At 65.8% G+C, this 18,203-nt stretch carries 10 protein-coding genes; 2 read left to right on the forward strand and 8 right to left on the reverse strand.

The genetic code is table 11. From position 1 onward, the window contains the following. Positions 1-73: 73 nt before the first annotated feature. Positions 74-883, forward strand: coding sequence for a zinc transporter ZupT (gene zupT, locus AC07UW_RS14120; protein ID WP_025876721.1), 810 nt, complete (start codon positions 74-76; stop codon positions 881-883). Positions 884-1,428: 545 nt separating this feature from the next. Here zupT and AC07UW_RS14125 read toward each other — a convergent pair. Next, a complete protein-coding gene (locus tag AC07UW_RS14125; RefSeq protein ID WP_025876523.1) occupies positions 1,429-2,403 on the reverse strand; it encodes an RluA family pseudouridine synthase in 975 nt (324 codons plus the stop codon). A 406-nt stretch (positions 2,404-2,809) separates the two neighbouring features. Between AC07UW_RS14125 and AC07UW_RS14130 the strand changes: the two genes are divergently transcribed. Next, complete coding sequence (locus AC07UW_RS14130) at positions 2,810-6,058, forward strand: Rne/Rng family ribonuclease (protein ID WP_495212268.1); 3,249 nt, start codon at positions 2,810-2,812, stop codon at positions 6,056-6,058. A 115-nt stretch (positions 6,059-6,173) separates the two neighbouring features. Here the strand turns inward: AC07UW_RS14130 and AC07UW_RS14135 are convergent, their stop codons facing one another. The 7 genes from AC07UW_RS14135 to AC07UW_RS14165 all read right to left on the reverse strand — a co-directional run bounded on the left by AC07UW_RS14135 (position 6,174) and on the right by AC07UW_RS14165 (position 18,186). Next, entirely contained in the window at positions 6,174-7,058 is an 885-nt protein-coding gene (locus AC07UW_RS14135) for an endonuclease/exonuclease/phosphatase family protein (protein ID WP_495212269.1), read from the reverse strand. A 2-nt stretch (positions 7,059-7,060) separates the two neighbouring features. Further along, positions 7,061-10,228, reverse strand: a complete 3,168-nt coding sequence (locus tag AC07UW_RS14140; protein ID WP_495212270.1) for a discoidin domain-containing protein — start codon at positions 10,226-10,228, stop codon at positions 7,061-7,063. Further along, the gene (locus AC07UW_RS14145; protein ID WP_025876515.1) at positions 10,225-11,061 is read right to left on the reverse strand and encodes a carbohydrate ABC transporter permease; all 837 of its coding nucleotides are present in this window, start codon (positions 11,059-11,061) and stop codon (positions 10,225-10,227) included. Before AC07UW_RS14145 ends, AC07UW_RS14140 begins: the two co-directional genes overlap by 4 nt. Further along, complete coding sequence (locus AC07UW_RS14150; protein ID WP_025876513.1) at positions 11,058-11,939, reverse strand: carbohydrate ABC transporter permease; 882 nt, start codon at positions 11,937-11,939, stop codon at positions 11,058-11,060. The genes AC07UW_RS14145 and AC07UW_RS14150 overlap by 4 nt, the downstream gene beginning before the upstream one ends. Further along, on the reverse strand, positions 11,936-13,216 hold the full coding sequence (locus AC07UW_RS14155) for a sugar ABC transporter substrate-binding protein (protein WP_495212303.1): 1,281 nt from the start codon (positions 13,214-13,216) through the stop codon (positions 11,936-11,938). Before AC07UW_RS14155 ends, AC07UW_RS14150 begins: the two co-directional genes overlap by 4 nt. 64 nt (positions 13,217-13,280) lie before the next feature. Beyond that, positions 13,281-14,885, reverse strand: coding sequence for a glucoamylase family protein (locus AC07UW_RS14160; RefSeq protein ID WP_025876509.1), 1,605 nt, complete (start codon positions 14,883-14,885; stop codon positions 13,281-13,283). A 244-nt stretch (positions 14,886-15,129) separates the two neighbouring features. Continuing rightward, complete coding sequence (locus tag AC07UW_RS14165) at positions 15,130-18,186, reverse strand: TonB-dependent receptor (RefSeq protein ID WP_059064656.1); 3,057 nt, start codon at positions 18,184-18,186, stop codon at positions 15,130-15,132. Positions 18,187-18,203 lie beyond the last annotated feature (17 nt).

Below are 18,203 nucleotides of genomic sequence, written 5' to 3' on the forward strand. Positions count from 1 at the left end.
CGACGCCCGCCTCGCCTTTGCCGCACCGGCCCGTGCCGGGGCGATTGCTTGATGACAAGGAACGCGTCGGTACATGCTGCAGATTCCCCCCGAAAACATCTGGATCGCCCTGGCGGTCACCCTCGCTGCGGGCCTTGCCACCGCCATCGGCAGCCTGCTGGTGCTGTTCTCGCGTCGCCCCAATCCACGCCTGCTGGCCTTCGGCCTGGCCTTTGCCGGCGGCGCGATGGTGTACGTCTCGCTGTCGGAGATCCTCAACAAATCCATCGCCTCGTTCGCGCTGGCCTATGGTGAACGCACCGGCTTCACCTACGGCACCCTCGCCTTCCTGCTGGGCGTGGTGGTGATCGTGCTGATCGACCACTTCATTCCCAACCCGCATGACAGCCTGGACAAGCAGGACCCGGCCTTCCGCGAGAACAGCCGCGAATACCTGAAGCGGGTCGCCCTGCTGACGTCGGTGGCGATCACCGCGCACAACTTCCCGGAGGGGCTGGCGACGTTCTTCGCGACGCTGGAGAGCCCGTCGGTGGGCATGCCGCTGGCCTTCGCCATCGCCATCCACAACATTCCCGAGGGCATCGCCATTGCGGTGCCGGTGTACTTCGCCACGCAGAACAAGTTCTATGCGTTCGCCGCCAGCCTGCTGTCAGGCCTGGCCGAGCCTGTGGGCGCGGCAATCGGCTATGTACTGCTTTCCGGCTCGCTGTCCCACGCCACGTTCGGCTGGGTGTTCGGCCTGATTGCCGGTGTGATGGTGTTCCTGGCGCTGGACGAGCTGCTGCCGGCGGCCAAGCGCTACGCCAAGGGCCACGAAACCGTGTATGGCCTGGTGGCCGGCATGGGTACGCTGGCGATCAGCCTGGTGCTGTTCAAGTGGTGAGGGATTTCCGGCCAACGGGCTGAGCCCCCTCGCGGCTGGCACCCGAACCTTTCTGAATGGTCCCGGGCGGGGTCAGTTCGCGGGGGACGCCGTTAATCCGTCCCTGGAGGCTTGGCCGCGGCATCCATGCCGCGGACACCCCCGCGAACTGACCCCGCCCGTGCCCCTCATTTTTCCGTGCGTGCCAGCCGCGCGATGAAAGGATTAAAAGCGAAGCCCGCGCTGCGCGCGTGAGTCGAGCGTTGCTCGACTCTACAAAGGCTGCGTGCAGCCTGGGGTCTACGCTGCGGCTGTCGGGTCCGCCTTGTAGCGAGCCGAGCACCGCAGGTCCGGCGAGGGCGAAGAGGCACGGTGTTTGAGCGCAGCGAGTTCCGCGCCGCCCCTCGGCGGACCGAGGAGCACAGGGCACCGGCGCGCAGCGCTGGCTCGCGGATGGCGGCGTGTTTCTTTGGTTACTTTCTTTGCACGAGCAAAGAAAGTGACAAGCCCACTTATCGCAGGGAAACGACGGCTCCAGCCAAACGCCCGGCGCCGCCGAACCGCCCTTAGCGAAGTCGATCCAGCGCCTCGACCAGCTCATCGGCCAGCGGCGCGTTCAGCACATACGGGCTCTTGCCGTCGTCCAGCGCGAACTCCAGCGACGCCGCATGCAGGAACAGGCGCTTCAGTCCGATCTGCTCACGAAGCCGCTTGTTGACCGCAGGATCGCCGTACTTGTCGTCACCGGCAACCGGATGCCCGAGATGCTGGGCGTGCACGCGGATCTGGTGGGTGCGGCCGGTTTCGATGCGCACCTCGCAATAGGAATGGCCGCCCTTGCGCTCCAGCACCCGGAAATGGCTGATCGATTCCTTGCCGATCGCATTGACCTGCACATGGCGCTCGCCGCCCTGGCGCAGGCCCACATGCAGCGGCGCGTCGACCGTCATCACCCCGTCCGGCATGCGCCCGGCCAACAGGGTCAGGTAGCGCTTGCGGATGCCGGCGCCGTGGTCTTCACGCAGCAGTGCCTGCAGCTCGCTCAGTGCCGAACGCTTCTTGGCCACGATCAACAGGCCCGACGTGTCACGGTCCAGCCGGTGGACCAATTCGAGGGTCTGCCCGGGGCGCAGAGCGCGCAGGGTCTCGATGGCGCCGAAGCTGATGCCGCTGCCACCATGGCTGGCGACGCCCGTCGGCTTGTTCAGCGCCAGCAGCCGGGCATCTTCGAAGACGATGGCCTGCTCCAGCCGACGCATGAACGCCTCGGGCGGCCCCGCCTTGTCTCCCTCTTCGCTGAGACGAACCGGCGGTATCCGCACTTCGTCGCCGGCCTCCAGCTTGCGCTCGGCCTTGGCGCGGCCGCCATTGACGCGCACCTGGCCGCTGCGGACCAGCTTGTAGACCAGGCTGCGCGGGGCACCCTTGAGCTGGCCGAGCAGGAAATTGTCCAGGCGCTGGCCGGCGCGGTCGGCCGGAACGGTGATCATGCGCACGGAAGGCTTGTCGCCGGCCGGCTTGGTGGGGTCTTGTGCAGTCATCAGCCTGTTTATTCTGTTACACTCGGGGGGCGAGATAAGGGATTGATTTCGTTGGAAGTTACTCAGGGCCAGAAGCCCCGCTTCCGACGAATCCGGCACAGTGCGCGACCACCGCCCGCGGGGCGGCCATGTTAGCGGCTCACCGGCGTTCCCGGCCATCGCCGATTGCCTGACACGCAGTCGCGCTGAACATGTCCCGTGCGGCGCTCCAGCCTGGCTGACAGCTGCCTCCGGCCCTGCAACACCCAAAACCAGAAAATTGAAGCGCTCCCGCGGCCTGCCGTGGTGTCGTAGCGCTGGAAACCCAAGCCGCCCTCCCCGCGCTTGCGCGAATGGGCGGCGAGCCGTGTCCAGAGGCGAAACTCCATGGCGTTCCGCGCGGTAGCCGCTTGCGAGGAACGCAACAATGAAGCGAATGCTGATCAACGCCACGCAGGCTGAAGAGCTGCGTGTTGCCATCGTGGATGGCCAGTCGTTGTATGACATCGACATCGAGCAGCCGTCCAAGGAACAGAAGAAGTCCAACATCTACAAGGGCCGGATCTTCCGCATCGAGCCCTCGCTGGAAGCGGCCTTCGTTGAATACGGTGGTGGCCGCCATGGCTTCCTGCCGCTGAAGGAAATCTCCCGCGATTACTTCCAGGCCGGTGTCGACCACAACAAGGCCGGCATCCGCGAGCTGCTGAGGGAAGGCCAGGAAATCGTCGTCCAGGTGGACAAGGAAGAACGTGGCAACAAGGGCGCCGCCCTGACCACGTTCATCTCCCTGGCCGGCCGTTACATGGTGCTGATGCCCAACTCCCCCAGTGCCGGCGGTGTTTCCCGTCGCATCGAGGGTGAAGACCGGGCGGCCCTGAAGGACGCCCTGGACAAGCTGAACATCCCCGACGAGATGGGCGTCATCATCCGTACCGCCGGCGTCGGCCGCGATGCGGAAGAGCTGCAGTGGGATCTGGATTACCTGCTGAACGTCTGGCGCGCCATCGCCGAAGCAGCCCTGAGCAAGCCGGCCCCGTTCCTGATCTACCAGGAATCGCGCCTGATCGTGCGCGCCCTGCGTGACTACCTGCGCGCCGACATCGGCGAGATCCTGGTGGACACCGAGGAAATGTACGAGCACGCCAAGGAGTTCATGCAGCAGGTGATGCCGCAGACCCTGCGCAAGCTCAAGCATTACAAGGACGACATCCCGCTGTTCAACCGCTTCCAGATCGAATCGCAGATCGAAGGCGCCTACGAGCGCAACGTGCGCCTGCCGTCGGGTGGCTCGATCGTGGTCGACCAGACCGAGGCGCTGACTGCCGTCGACGTCAACTCCTCGCGCGCCACCAAGGGCAGCGACATCGAGGACACCGCGTTCCAGACCAACCTGGAAGCAGCCGAGGAAGTGGCCCGCCAGCTGCGCCTGCGTGACCTCGGTGGCCTGGTGGTGATCGACTTCATCGACATGGCCTCCAACAAGCACCAGCGCGAGGTCGAGAACCGCCTGGCCAACGCGCTGAAATACGACCGTGCACGCGTGCAGGTCGGCCGCATCTCGCGCTTCGGCCTGCTGGAAATGAGCCGCCAGCGCCTGCGCCCGAGCCTGGGCGAATCCAGCCAGATCGTCTGCCCGCGTTGCGACGGCCATGGCCGCATGCGCAGCGTCGAGTCGCTGTCGCTGTCGATCATCCGCGTCGCCGAAGAGCATGCGATGAAGGAGAACACCGGGCAGGTGCTGGTACAGGCCCCGGTGGAGATCGCCAACTACCTGCTGAATGAAAAGCGCGGCGCGCTGGGCGAAATCGAGAAGCGCCACGAGGCGCCGATCGTGATCGTTGCCGACGAACAGCTGCACACCCCGCATTACACCGTCACCCGCCTGCGCGACAACGAGCTGGGCGAGGAAAGCGGCAAGCCGAGCTACCAGCGTGGTACCCCGCGCAAGCTGCCGGTGCACGCGCTGACCAAGGGCCAGCTGAACATCCCGCCGCCGATGGTGACCCAGGTCAAGCACAACTCGCCCGCCCCGGTGCGCGAGGAAGTGGAACCGGTCGCCGCCCCGGCACCGGCACCGGTGGCCGCAGCGGCCCCGGCAGCCGCCGCCAGTGGCGGCGTCGTCGGCTGGCTCAAGCGCATCTTTGGCGGCGAGCCCGCTCCCGCTCCTGCGCCGGCACCGGCCGCACGCCAGCCGCAGCAGGATGGCGGTCGCCGTGACCGCAACAAGGATCGCAACAAGGACCGCAAGGACCGTCGCGAGGACAGCCGTGGCAACGGCGGCAATGGCAATGCGCAGCAGCAGAAGGACGGCGGCAACCGCAAGGACCGTGGTGAGCAGCGCAAGGATGGCCGCAACGGCGGCAACGGCAGCAGCCAGGCCAATGGCAGTGGCAATGGCCAGCAGCAGCCGCAGCAGCAGGGCAAGCCGAAGGATGCCCAGCAGCCGCAGCAGCAGAACAAGCCGCGCAACGAACAGGGCCAGGGGCAGCAGCAGCCGAAGCTGAAGCAGCCGAGGCAGCCGCGCCCGCAGGACGGTGACAAGCCGGCCGAGAAGCCGCAGCGTGCCGCTGCCGAAGCCCCGACCGATGTCGTGACCGCTGCTGCTGCCGTGGCTACCACGACTGCGGTTGCGGCCACGGTTGCGGTGCAGGAAGAAAAGGCACTGGCACCGGCCGTCGCCACTGAAAACGTGGTCGACACTGTCGCGGCCGTGGACACCGCCGCAACGACCGATGCCGAGGTCGTGGTTGCGACCGGGGCTGCCGAGGATGCTGCGACCGATGCCGCAGGCGATCAGACCGGCGAAGGCGCAACCCGCCGCCGCCGTGGCCGTCGCGGTGGTCGTCGTCGTCGTCGTGGTGGCGCCGAGAACGCTGCAGGTAGTGACGTACTGGGTGATGACCTGGACGACGGCGATGATGCCGAAGGCGAGGACAACGACGGCGATTCGGTCGAGCGGACCGCCCCGGCTTCGGTCGGCGCGCCGGCAGCCGCCGTGCAGCCGTCGCGTTCGCAGCCGGAATTCGATTTCGATGACGAAGTCGAACCGGCCGCCGCTGATGCCGGCAAGCCGGCACGTGCACCGGTTGCAGTGGCTGCCGCGGTTGCTCCGGTTGCTGCCATAAGTAGTGCCGTGGTCGAGGCAGCCGCTCCAGTGGCCGCCGCAGTGCAGACTCCGGCTCCGGTGGAAGCAGTCGCCAAGGTCGAACCGGCCCCGTCGCCGGTGCAGACCAGCATGCTGGATGCCATCGATGCAGCGACGCCAGTGCAGCCGGCACCTGAAGCGGCTCCGGTGATCGAGGCGAAGCCGCCGGTGGTCGAGACCGCTGCTGCGATCGAAGCCGCTCCGGTCGCTGAACCGACCGCGGTGGTCGAAGCCGCACCGGTGGCCGAGCCGAAGCCGGTGGTGGCCGATGTTGCGCCGGTGGTTGAAGCTGCACCGGCAGTCGAACCGAAGGCCGAGGTTGAAGTCACCCCGGTCGCCGAGCAGCCGGCAGCCCCAGTGGCTGTCGAAGCCGCACCGGTGGACGCCGCTGCGCCGGTCGCCGATGCGATCGTGCCGGCGCAGGTCGACCCGATCGCCGATGGCCATGCCGACGCTGCCGCACAGGCCGCTGACGCGCAGGCGTCGGAAGAAGACGAAGACGCCGGCAAGCGCACGCCACCGGTCGCCTGATCGATCCTTGATCGGCAACAACGAAACGGCGGGGATCGATGATCCCCGCCGTTTCTGTTTGTGACGTATCAGATGCCGTAGCGAACGCCTGCCGCGTCGCCACGCGATGCCGTTATCAGGGCTTCGGCGCGAACTGCAGCCGGGTCCACACCCCGTAGTGATCGGAGGCCCAGCGGCCGCCGTCATCAGGCTGGTCGAACAGGATCTTCGCTTCGCGCGCGACCATCTCGTCCTGCTGGAAGAAGATGTGGTCGATCCGCGACGGCGCCTGGTAGTAATGGCGGTTGAGCGTGCTCACACCTGCCAAGTCGGTGTTGACGTGCACGCTGCCGTAGCTGTCGCCGTAGTGGCTGCGCAGTTCGCTCAGATCGCCGGCATCGACCAGGGCGTTGAAGTCGCCGGCAATCACCACCGGTGCCCCCGCAGAACTGCCGGCGATGAAACGCAGCAGATCCTCGACCTGGCTGCGGCGGATGCGCTGGCCGGCGTCGTCACTGCGTTCGTTGAGATGGGTGGCATAGACATTGACCGGCCTGCCCTCCACGTCGATGCGCAGATGGGCCACGGTGCGGTAGTCATCCAGCGGCAGCAGCAGGTGCTCGCCATGCGCCAGGATCGGGCGCCGGGTCAGCAGCGCATTGCCATAACGCTTGGGTGCACCCACCGGATCGGTGGAAACGAATACGTACCGGTAGCCGAGCTGGCTGGCCAGCCACTGCGCCTGGTTGCGCACGCTGCGCTTCTGGATCACCTCCTGCAGCGCGATGGCATCGGGCTGCAGGCGCTTGAGCTCGGCCACGATCGTGCGACGACGGCTGGGCCAGTCCTCGCGGTCGTGGTGCAGGTTGAATGTAACCATGCTCATGCCGGGTTCGCCGACCGCTGTGGCCGCGCCAGCCGCGCTGGCCGGCTCAGCGGCTGCCGCCAACCCGGGCAGGGCCAGCGCGATCGCCAGCCCCAGCGCGCAGAAACCGCGACCGATTCCGAGCGGACCTCGCATGCTTACTTTTCCTTGCGTTCGGCGCGGCGCACCGCGCTGGGCACATCGATCTCGACCCGTGCCGGCAACTGGTGCACATGCAGCTCGTTGTTGACCCATTCCGCCGCCTCGCCGTTGACCGTGGCCTGGCCCGGCTCGCCTGCATACGGCCATGGCAGCACCACGCCACCGGCCGGCGGCACCAGCCCGGGCTGCACTTCCAGCACCAGCTGCTTGTCGCTGCGCTGCAGGCGATAGTTGAGCTGCCCCTGCGGCGTGCGCAGGCCCTGCACGGCAATGCCCTCGCCCTGCAGCCACGACACCGGGATACCAGCGGCCAGCACCAGTGCCTCATCTGCATCGCGGTTGTAGGCGAACATGTCCAGCGCCGAGCGAACGAAGTCCGAGGCCACCCAGGCGTGCGGCAGGTCACCCACGAAGAACGGCTTGCGCGGCGTGCGCGAGACGACCTCGGCCCACTGGTTCCAGGCCTGCGGTGCGCGATCCTTGAAGAAGAACTCGGTGGCCTCCCAGGCACGATCGCGCCATCCCAGGCGCACGAACGCAGCGACGTTGCGCCATTCATACGGCGTGTAGTCCTTCCATTCGCGCTTGCCATCGCGGCGCGCGATGAATTCGTTCCAGTAACGCTGGAAGGTCGCGTCCAGCGCCTGCTGCGGCAACCGCCCCTGCTCGCCGCCGGGCGCCAACGCGATCGTGGTGGAGGTGGCGTCGAAGTCACCCAGCTCGGCCGAGCCCGGCAGGTAATCAATGCGGTGCTGCTGCATGGCCGCCAGCAGCGAGGCCTGCAGGTCATCACGGAACTGATCGCGCGACTCGCTGATCTGCATCGCTTCGACCTTGCCCAACTGCGCCGCCAGTTGCGCGGCGTCCTTGTAACCACGCAGCGCCCAGAAGTTGTCCCAGTACGAATGCATCGGCTTGGCCGAATAGCCCTCGTGGCTGATCGAGGCCGGCATCATCCCGTAGAAGGCAGGATTGCGCGCGCGGTTCTCCTCGGTGCGCTCGCTGCCCCGCAGTTGCTCCATGTAGCTGTAGGCGCCCAGCACATGCGGCCACATCTGCTCGAGGAAGGCCGTGTCGCCGGTATAGCGGCCGTACTCGGCGATGTTGTAGATCAGTTCGCCGTGGCTGTCGTTCTCCGGCACCGGGTCGCTGCCACGCGCATCGACGCAGCACGGCACCTTGCCGTTTTCAAACTGATAGGGCGCATACCAGGTCACGTAGTCACGCACGGCATCGCTGCGCCCCATCCGCAGCAGGCCTTCGGAGATCATCGCGCCATCGCGGATCCAGCTGCGTGCATAGGAGCGCGTACCGGGCTGCAGGCGCGGGCCGACCCGCGAGATCAGCATGTGCGCCACCGCGGTGCGCAGGGTTTCCACCAGCGGTTGGCCGGCGGCGGGCACCTGCAGGGTCACCACGCCCAGCTTGTCGCGCCACATCGTCGCCACCTGCTGCTGTGCCTTGGCCACGTCCAGCGCCTGCGGCGCCCAGCTGCCGGTCTGCGGCAGCACGATCGCCACCTCGCGGCTCTGCCCGGGTTCGAGCTTGATCGTGTACAACAGTGCGCCGGACGCCATGCCGGTCGGGTCCTTCACCGCAGTAGTGCCGGGCAGCTTGCCGCTGGCCAGGTGCATCGCATCCAGTTTGCCGTCGAAGCTGCTGGCAAAGCGCGCATCCGGTACCTGCAGGGGATACAGCCGCGGTTCGCCATTGATGCGCACCAGCTGCTCGCCCACGTCCAGGCTGTCGATGCGGCTGAAGCCGCCCACGGTGTTGAGGAACTGGGTGGGGGGATTGACCTGCCACGGGCGGATCGCCAGGGCCAGGGTGTATTCGTGCGCGACCTTGTCCGGATTGCTCAAGCGGTAGCGCCCGATCAGCTGCGCGCGTTCGGGCGTGCCCTGCACGAAGCTTGTCACCGAAAGGCCGGCCTTCTCGTGCACCCAGTCGACCGTGGCGATCGGCAGGTAACGATCCTGCAGTGACTGGCTGATGGCAACGTTCGACCAGTCAAGCAGCTTGCCGTCGAGGCGGATGAACGGCTCGATGCTGAAGCTGCCCTTGGCCGGCTCCAGCGCACCGTCCTCGCTGATCAACGCCTGTTCCTGGCCACCGTCCAGGCCAAGCAGCGTCCAGTACGGCTGCTCGCCAACGTAGGCGCGCGGCAACGCGCCACGCGGCAGGTCGGCCGCCACCGAGGACAGGAAGGCATTGGGAGTCGCGGCGAACGCCAGCGGCTTCAGGGTGATGTCACGGATGCCGTAGCGCCAGTTCGGCCCGCCCTGCAGGTCGAAACGCACGTAGCGCGCATCGGTGTCGGGCAGTGCCAGCCAGTCCCGGCCTCCGGCACCTGCGGTCACTTCGCGCACGGTACGCCAGTCACGGCCATCCTCGGAGGTACGCACGGTGTAGCGATTGGCTTCCAGGTCGGGCAGCCAGTCGATTACCGCACCGCCGATCTCGCGGTTCTTGTGCAGGTCCAGGCTGATGGTCTGCTGCTTGACCCCGCCACTGATCCAGAAGGTATCGGACTTGCCGTCGATCATCCGGTCCTGCAGCGCGGTTGCGGTATCGGCGATCACCGAGGGCCGCAGCGCCGAATCATCCTGCGCGGGCAGCCCCTGCAGGGTCAGCTTGTCGAAGCACACGGTACCGCGACCGCCGACCTTGCTGTAGATCGTGAATTCCATCGACGCGCTGCGCGCCATGTCCTTCTCTGGCGATGGCCCCCAGGCCTTGTCGATCTGCCGGCGGCGGTACTCCACCGGCGTCCACGCCTTGGGGAAGGCATAGCCGGGGCGGTTGACCCACCACACGTTGTCGCCGCTGGCGTCGATCAACTTGAACTGCAGGTCATTGGACGGCGAATCACCGCGCAGCTGGAAGCCGAAACGATAGTTGGCCGGGTACTCGATGTTCAGTGGACGACGGATGCCGACGTAACCGGAGACCTCATGGAAGTCGTAATCCAGGCACAGCGCGCGGCCACCGCCAGCGCCACTGACCGGCCGCAGCGAGCCGCTGACTTGGTCGGACAACACCAGCTTCCAGGCGCTGATGTCGTCGAAATCATCCAGCACCTTCGGCGCGGGCAGCGCCGGTGGTGCGGCGATCGCCAGGGAAGACCACAACAGGCCCAGTCCAACGGCGATCGCACGCATCATCCCTTCACACTCCCCAGCAACAATCCTTGGATGTAGTACCGCTGCAGCACCAGGAACAGCGCCAGCACCGGAACCACGGTGACCACTGCGCCGGCCATCATCATTTCCACGTCCATGATGTGTTCGCGCGAGAGGGTGGCCAGGGCCACCGGCAAAGTGTAGTGCTCCTGGTCGGTCAACACGATCAAGGGCCACATGAAATCGTTCCAGGCGCCCATGAAGGTGAAGATCGCCAGCGTCACCAGCACCGGCTTGAGCATGGGCAGCACGATCTGGAAGAAGATCCGCAGTTCCCCTGCCCCGTCGATGCGTGCCGCTTCCAGCAGCTCATCGGGAATCGAGCGGGCGTACTGGCGCACCAGGAAGATGCCGAACACGCTGGCCAGCGCCGGCACGATCACGCCGCCGAAACTGTTGACCAGGCCCAGCTGCTTCATCAACAGGAACAGCGGCAGCATCGCCACCTGTGCCGGGATCACCAGCGCCGCCATCAGCACCTGGAACAGCCGCTCACGGCCGGCGAACTGCAGCTTGGCGAAAGCGTAGCCGGCCATCGTGTTGAGCAGCAGCGAACCGAGGGTGATCGCCAGCGACACCAGCAGGCTGTTGGCGAAGTTGCCGCCCATGCCGGTGCGCGCGAACAGCTCGGTGTAATTGTGCGTGGTGATGCTGGACGGCAGCAGCGGTGGCGGGAAATGGGTGGCCTCGCCCTGCGGCATGAACGACACCGACAGCATCCACAGCAACGGTGCCAGGCTGACCAGGGCCAGCACCAGCAGCGCGCCATTGATCATCCACGGGTGCCAGCGTGACTGGCCGATTTCACGACTCATACCAACTGCCTCTTGCGGCCAAAGCGCAGCATCACGGTGGTCACCGCCAGGATGATCAGGAACAGCAGGAACGCCACAGCCGAGGCGCGTCCCAGGTTCCACCACTTGAAGCCTTCCTCGAACATGAAATACAGCACGCTGACGGTGCTCTGCAGTGGGTCGCCGCGGGTCATCACATAGGGTTCGGCGAACAGCTGGAAGTACCCGGATACGGTGATCACCCCGACCACCAGCAGCACCGGGCCGAGCATCGGCAGGGTGATGTGCAGGAACTGCTTCCAGCGCGAGGCACCGTCGATGCGCGCGGCCTCGTAGAGGTCATGCGGGATCGCCTGCAGGCCGGCCAGGAAGATCACCATGTTGTAGCCGAAGTTCTTCCACACCGCGAACAACATGATGGTCGGCATCGCCCAGTTGGGATCGCCCAGCCAGTCGATCGGGCTGATGCCAAGATGGCCCAGGCCGTAGTTCACCAGGCCATAGCTGGTGTGGAACAGGTAGCGCCAGATCACCGCCACCGCCACCAGCGTGGTCACCACCGGGGCGAACAGCGCGGTGCGGAACAGCGCCTTGAAGCGCGCGGCCGGGGCATTGAGCAGCATCGCCGCGCCCAGCGATACGCCGATCGACAACGGCACGCCGATCACCACGAAATAGGTGGTGTTCCACAGCGACTTCCAGAACATCGGGGTCTGCAGCAGGTCGATGTAGTTGCCAAGACCCACGAAGCGCAGGTTGCTGCTGTCGGCCAGCGCATACAGGTCGAAGTCGGTCACGCTCAGCGCCAGGGCCGAGGCCACCGGCAGGCCGAAGAACACACCAAGCACGATCAGCGAGGGGCCGGCAAAGATCCAGCCGGCAAGCGAAGTACGTTTCATTGCGGGCTCCCGGCCGCGACTGCACTGGTCGAACCCGAGGGGGGTGCGCTGCGCTGCAGGCGTTGTTGTTCATGCATCCAGCGACGCTTGGCCAGCACCTTGTCCACGCGCTGGTCCAGTTCGGCCACGGCCTTGTCCTGCGGCAGGCCGCCACGCACCACCTGTTCGGTGACGATGCGCATTTCCTGCACGATGCGCTCCCATTCGAGCACCTTCGGGGTCGGCTTGACCCGCTCCAGCTGGTCTCGGAAGGCGGCGGCAAGTGGATCGTTGGCCAGCGACGGCGCATTCCAGGTGCTTCGACGCGGCGGCAGGTCGCCGATGATCGCGTGGAAGCGCGCCTGGATTGCCGGCCGCGACAGGAATTCGATCAGCTTCCAGGACGCTTCCTTCTGCTGCGATTTGCGGAAGATCACCAGGCTGGTACCACCGGCGATGCCCGCGCCCGGACCGTCCGGACCCGGCAGCGCGGCCGTGCCCCACTGCCCTTCCAGTTCCTTCGGCTGCAGCTTCTTGAACTCGCGGATGTTCCAGGGGCCGGAAATGTAGAACACGTTGAAGCCGCGGAAGAATTCATCCCAGACGTTGGAGATCTGCGTCTCGGACATCTTCGGCGCCCAGCCCTGCTCGAACATGTTGGCGTAGAACCCCAGCGTGCGGCGGAAGCCGGGGCTGGAGAAATTGCCACGGGTGTCGTCGTCGCGCAGCAGCGGATCGGGCTGCTGCAGGGCCAGCGACAGCTGCTGCTCGAACTCGTTGATCGGCATCAGCACCGCATAGCGGTTCGGGCCCTGCATGCGCTTGATCGCGGCCATCTGCTCGCCCCATTCGGCCCAGGTGCGCGGCGGATGGTCGAAGCCGGCCTTGGCCAGCAGGTCCTTGCGGTAATAGATCAGGCGGGTATCGACGTACCACGGCACCCCGACCAGCTCGTCGTGGATCACGTTGGTATCCCAGATGCCCTGGAAGTAGTCCTTCGGATCGACCACGGTCGAGCGCTGCACGAACGGCTGCAGCGGCGTGAGCGCGTTGAGTTCGGCGAACTCGGGCACCCAGGTGTTGCCCAGCTGGCACACATCGGGCAGGCCGTCGGCGGCAAAGGCGGTCAGCAGCTTTTCGTGCGCGGCGGTCCAGGGGATGTTCTGCACATCGACCTTGATGCCAGGGTTTTCCGCTTCGAATTCGTGGATCAGCTCGCTGACCACTTCGGCCTCGCGGCCCATCGCCCAGAAGCGCACGGTAGTGGTGCCCTGCTCCTGGCGGGCACAGCCGGCCATGACCAGCGCGGCCAGTGCAGGCAATGCCCAGCGTCGCAGGCGGTGTTTCCAGTCGTGCACCTTGTTACTTCCCCTGGCCGGTGTTGCGGTTGGCATTGTTTTTCTGTTCCTGCGCGGCGGCCGCACGTGATTCGGCGATACCGACCGCACGCGCTGCGGCGGCCTTCTCATCCTTCTGCAGCTCCAGCGGCTGGAAGGAGCCTTCCGGCGCCAGCCAGCCTCCACTGAAGCCCGCCCGTTCCAGACCCTTGCGGATGTACGGGTTCTTCTTCATCACGTCCCAGACGAAGTCGTTGCGGTAGTTGGCGATCATGGTCAGGATCGGGCCCTGGTCGATGGCGATGTAGTCGCTGGCGACCCAGCCACGATCGGGTACCACCCGCCCTGTCTTGATCGGGATGTCGTAGCTGAAGCTGGGATTGAACGAATCCAGGAAGCCATAGCTGGAGTAGATGTAGTCGCCGTAGCGCTTGTGCATCTCCAGCGTGGCCGGAATCACTTCCTCGGGCGCGAACACGACCGACGAGATCGCGGCGGTCGGCGCGATCGTACCGTCATCGAAGTTCTCGCGCAGGCCTGCGCCGCGCGATGAGTAATGGCGGAACTGGCGCTGCTCGCCCCGGTATTCCTGGGTGGTGTTCTGCGGACCATCACTGGCGGTCAGGCCCCAGACGTTCTCGCCATATTCCTTCCAGTTCATCGGATTGGCGATGGCGTACTCGCGCTGGGCCAGCGCCGCCGAACGGCTGTTGAGGAAGTAGGTGCTGCCACGCTCGCGCATGTACGCATCCTGGATATCGCGGAAGTCGATCCAGACGTGGCTGTACTGGTGGCCGAACAGCGGACCGAAGGACAGGTATTCCTGGCCCTGGTAGACGCCCCAGTCGTTGTCGTAGGTGCGCGTCCACACCGTCCACGCATCCGGGCTGACCGGGTGGCTGGGCGAGCCCAGGGCGAGGATGTAGACCATCATCGCCTCGTTGTAGCCCATCCAGTCATGGTCGATGAAGCCGTTCTCGGGGAACCAGCCCATCGAGATCAGCGGCGCACGCTGCTGCAGCCACGGCCAGTCGACCTGCTTGTACAGGGTGTCGGCGATCTGCCGGATTTCCTTCTCGCGCGGATCGTCGCCGTCGTAGTACGACTGGGCGAACAGCACGCCCATCATCAACAGCGCGGTATCCACCGAGGACAGTTCCACCCAGCTGTCGTAGCGGCGCCCTTCCTGCATGTCCAGGAAGTGGTAATAGAAGCCCTTGTAGCCGGCCTTGCCGGTGCGCTGCGGGCCCATCGGCACGTCGCGGAAGAACTTCAGGGTGGTCAGGGTGCGGTCGATCGCCTGGTTGCGGCTGACCCAGCCGTTCTCGATGCCGATCGGATAAGCGGTCAAGGCAAACCCGACCGAGGCGATACTGGCGAACGGCCGCGACGGATAGCGGTCCGGGGTCAGGCCGTTGATCTCGTTGGTGGTATCCCAGAAGAACTGGAAGGTGCGGCGCTCGATGTCATCGAAAAGCGGCGGCAGCTCCGGCTTCATTGGCCGCGGCGGTGCGTCGGCCTCGATCAGGATCACCGGCGGGCGCGGCTTGGCAGGCTCCTGCTGGGCCGGTTTGCAGGCGGCGATGGCCAGGGTCATCGCAGCGGCGGTCATCAGGTGGCGTGCCTGCATGGCGCGGTTCCTCCGGTGGGCTGATCGATGAAAGAGCATAACGTCCAATGACCTGAAATCGTTTACAAAGTGCGGTCTTAAAAAACCACGAAAACGTGGTTGATGACACCGCGGTCATTGCCCACGCCATTGCCCCCTGCCCGGCAATGGCGTGGGCAATGGACCGGCCCGGAGGCCGGCCATTGCCGTTGAAACCGGAGCCAACGGCGAACCGATGGCTCCGTACTGCATCAACTTCCCGCGATCAGAAGCGGAAGCCCACTTCGGCCTTGACCTGACGCGGAGTACCGATGATGTCGCCGGTCTCGTTGTAGCTGGCCTGCAGCTTGCCGTTGGTCTTGACGTAGTTGTAGGTGGAGAAGTTGTCGAAGTTGAACACGTTGATGATGTCGATACGCGCGTACAGCTCGGTATCGCCCGCCAGCTTGAACGTCTTCGTCGCCTGCAGATCGACCGAACGGTAGCCGAAGATCTTGCCACCCACCAGGAACTTGCCATTGGCGTTGGGCACAGCCGCCTGCGGCGTCGGCAGGTTGTAGCCACTGGCCTGCGGCACCGGGTACCAGTCATTGACGGCGGTCGGAGTAGCCAGGGTGATCTTGCCACCGAAGGTGATGCCCCAGAAGCCCGCGTACGAACCGGTGACCACCAGGCGGTGGCGCGGCGCGCCGTTGGAACGGATGGTCGGGTAATCCTCGATCAGGCCGCGGTCGAAGGCGTACTTCTCGTTGATGTCGCGGTTGTGGCGCGCGGTCGTCCAGGTGTAGGCGATCGAGGTACCCCAGCCGCTTTCCTGGGTGAACGGCTTCTGCGCCGACAGCAGGATCTGGGTCGCACGGGTCTTGATGCCCTGCTGGCCGATGATCAGGCTGCCAAAGCCCGGCACGTTGCAGCTCCAGGCCTGGCTCAGGCCCGGCTCGGTGCCACCGCACAGGCGCGGGTCATCGAAGAACTGGCCGGTCGGGTAACGGTTGCCCAGGGTGAAGGCGAAGCCGTCGTAGCTCAGGGTACGGGCGATGGTGGCGTCGGTCAGCCAGTCACCGATCTGGTTGCTCATGCCCAGGCTGAACTGATCGGAGTACGGAGCCTTCAGCTTGTTGTTCAGCAGATCCACTTCCAGGCCGGCATTGCTGGTCGCACCGACCAGGCTCTGCAGGTTGCCGATGCCGTTGAGCAGGTTCGGGTTCCAGTCATAGCAGGCGGCCTGGCCGTTGATGCAGGTGCCGGTGGCCGGGTTGCGGAAGTAGATGGTCGGCTGCGGCAGGGCCAGCTTGGTGGTTTCCAACTGCAGGTTGTCGAACAGGTCGCGGTCGTACGAACGGCCGGCACCACCGTGGATCACGTGCTGCTCGTCGGCGTTGATGTCATACGAGAAGCCCAGGCGCGGCTGCCAGGCATCCTTGAATGCCTTGCGGTTGTGGCCGTTGCTGATGTAGTCGCTGATGTCCAGGCCGCCCAGCGCCAGCGAATCGGCGTAGGTCTGGCCGGCGGCAGCACGCGGATCCTGCGAATAGATCGCGTCGACCACGGCCTGCGGGGTGACGAAGTCCAGGTAGGACGGGGTCTTTTCGTAGTCCCAGCGCAGGCCGAGGTTGATCTGCAGGTGGTCGTTGACCTGCCAGTCGTCCTGGATGAACACACCGTACTGCTTGGACTTCGAACGCACTTCACCGGACACGCCATCCACGCCGGTCACCGGCTTGACGAACTGCGCCTTGTACGGAATGGAATCGGGGAAGTCCGGATCGCCCAGGCTGTAGGTGAAGGTCGGGTTGATCTGCGCCGCATCGGAGGCGTACAGGTCGATCGCCTTGTACTTCACGCCCATCTTGATGGTGTGGTCGCCGGCCCACTGGATGCCGTCCAGGGTCAGGTTGTCTTCGATCGACCAGCCCTTCTGGCCCTTCACCTGCGAATCCAGTGCCGATGCGCCACCGATCTTCACCACGGTGCGGTCTTCGGTGCCGTCCGGTGCGGTGTAGGTGATGCCGTTGGCCAGGGTCAGCGGGGTCGGGTTGTTGAACGAATCTTCATGGGTGACCATCATTTCGTTGTAGTAACGCTCGCCGCTGTGGTTCCAGCGCAGGGCGTAACGACGGTCGGTGTTGACCACTTCACGACCGGCTTCCGGCGAGGTCTGGCCACTGAACTGCGACTGGGTTTCGTCGCGGTCCTGGAAGGTCAGCTCGATGCGATCGTTGTCGGTCGGCTCGAAGTCGATCTTGCCGAAGATCAGATCCTGCTGGAACGGCTGGCTGGCCGGGCCCAGGCCGGCGGCGCCTGCGGGCGGCAGCAGGCCGGCAGCACCGGTGACCGCGCCGTCCGGCGCGATGGTGACCGGCAGGTCGAAGCGCTTGGCTTCGTAGGTCACGAAGAAGTGCGCCTTGTCCTGGATGATCGGGCCGCCCAGGGCGAAGCCGTATTCCTTCTCGGCCGAGACCATCTTGTCCTTGCCGCCCTGGCGCTCGGCCGGGGTCTTGGCGCGCATGTCCTCATCGGTGTAGCGGTAGAACGCCTCACCCTTGAATTCATTGGTACCGGACTTGGTGGCAGCGGTCACTGCGGCGCTCGACACCTGGCCGTACTCGGCCTTGTAGTTGCCGCTGATGACCTTGTATTCGCCGATGGCCAGCTGCGGGAACGGGTTGCCGGCGCTGCCGGACTGGCCGGCCACGCCGCCGCCCTTGACGTAGCTCTTCTGGCCCACGCCGTCGATGTAGACGTTGGTACCGTCGGAATTGGTGGCACCGCCGCGCAGCGAGGTATTGCCCTTGGCATCACGGGTGAAGATCAGGCCCGGCACCGCGTCGGCGAACTCCAGGAAGTTGCGCGACACCTGCGGGGTGGTCTGGATCTGCTGCAGGCTGACGGTCTTGCCGACTTCGGAGGTACGCACTTCCTGCAGCAGGGTCGGCGCGACGACGTTGACGGTGTCCAGGTTGGTGGCGGCGGTCGAGCCGGTACCACCGGCAGCCGCCTCGCTGAAGTTCAGCGTCGCGGTCGAGGCGACGGTGACGGTAACCTTCTGGGTCTGGCCGTTGGCGACCACGTTGTAGGTGCCCGGATCCAGGCCCATCAGCGAGTAGCTGCCGTCGGCGCGCACGGTGCCGCGACGGACGGTGCCGGTGGCGACGTTGGTGGCGGTGACTTCGGCACCGGCCTGGGCGCCGGAGACCTGGCCACGCAGGCTGGCGTTGGCCGACTGCGCCATGACGTTCGGGGCGGCGGCCAGCATCAGGCAGCTGACCAGTGCGGTGCTCAGCAGCCGGCGCGCCGGCGTGCGGATAGTGGAATGCATCATCAACTCAATCTCCGGGT

It is taken from the genome of Stenotrophomonas sp. GW821-FHT02D01, from assembly GCF_059421765.1.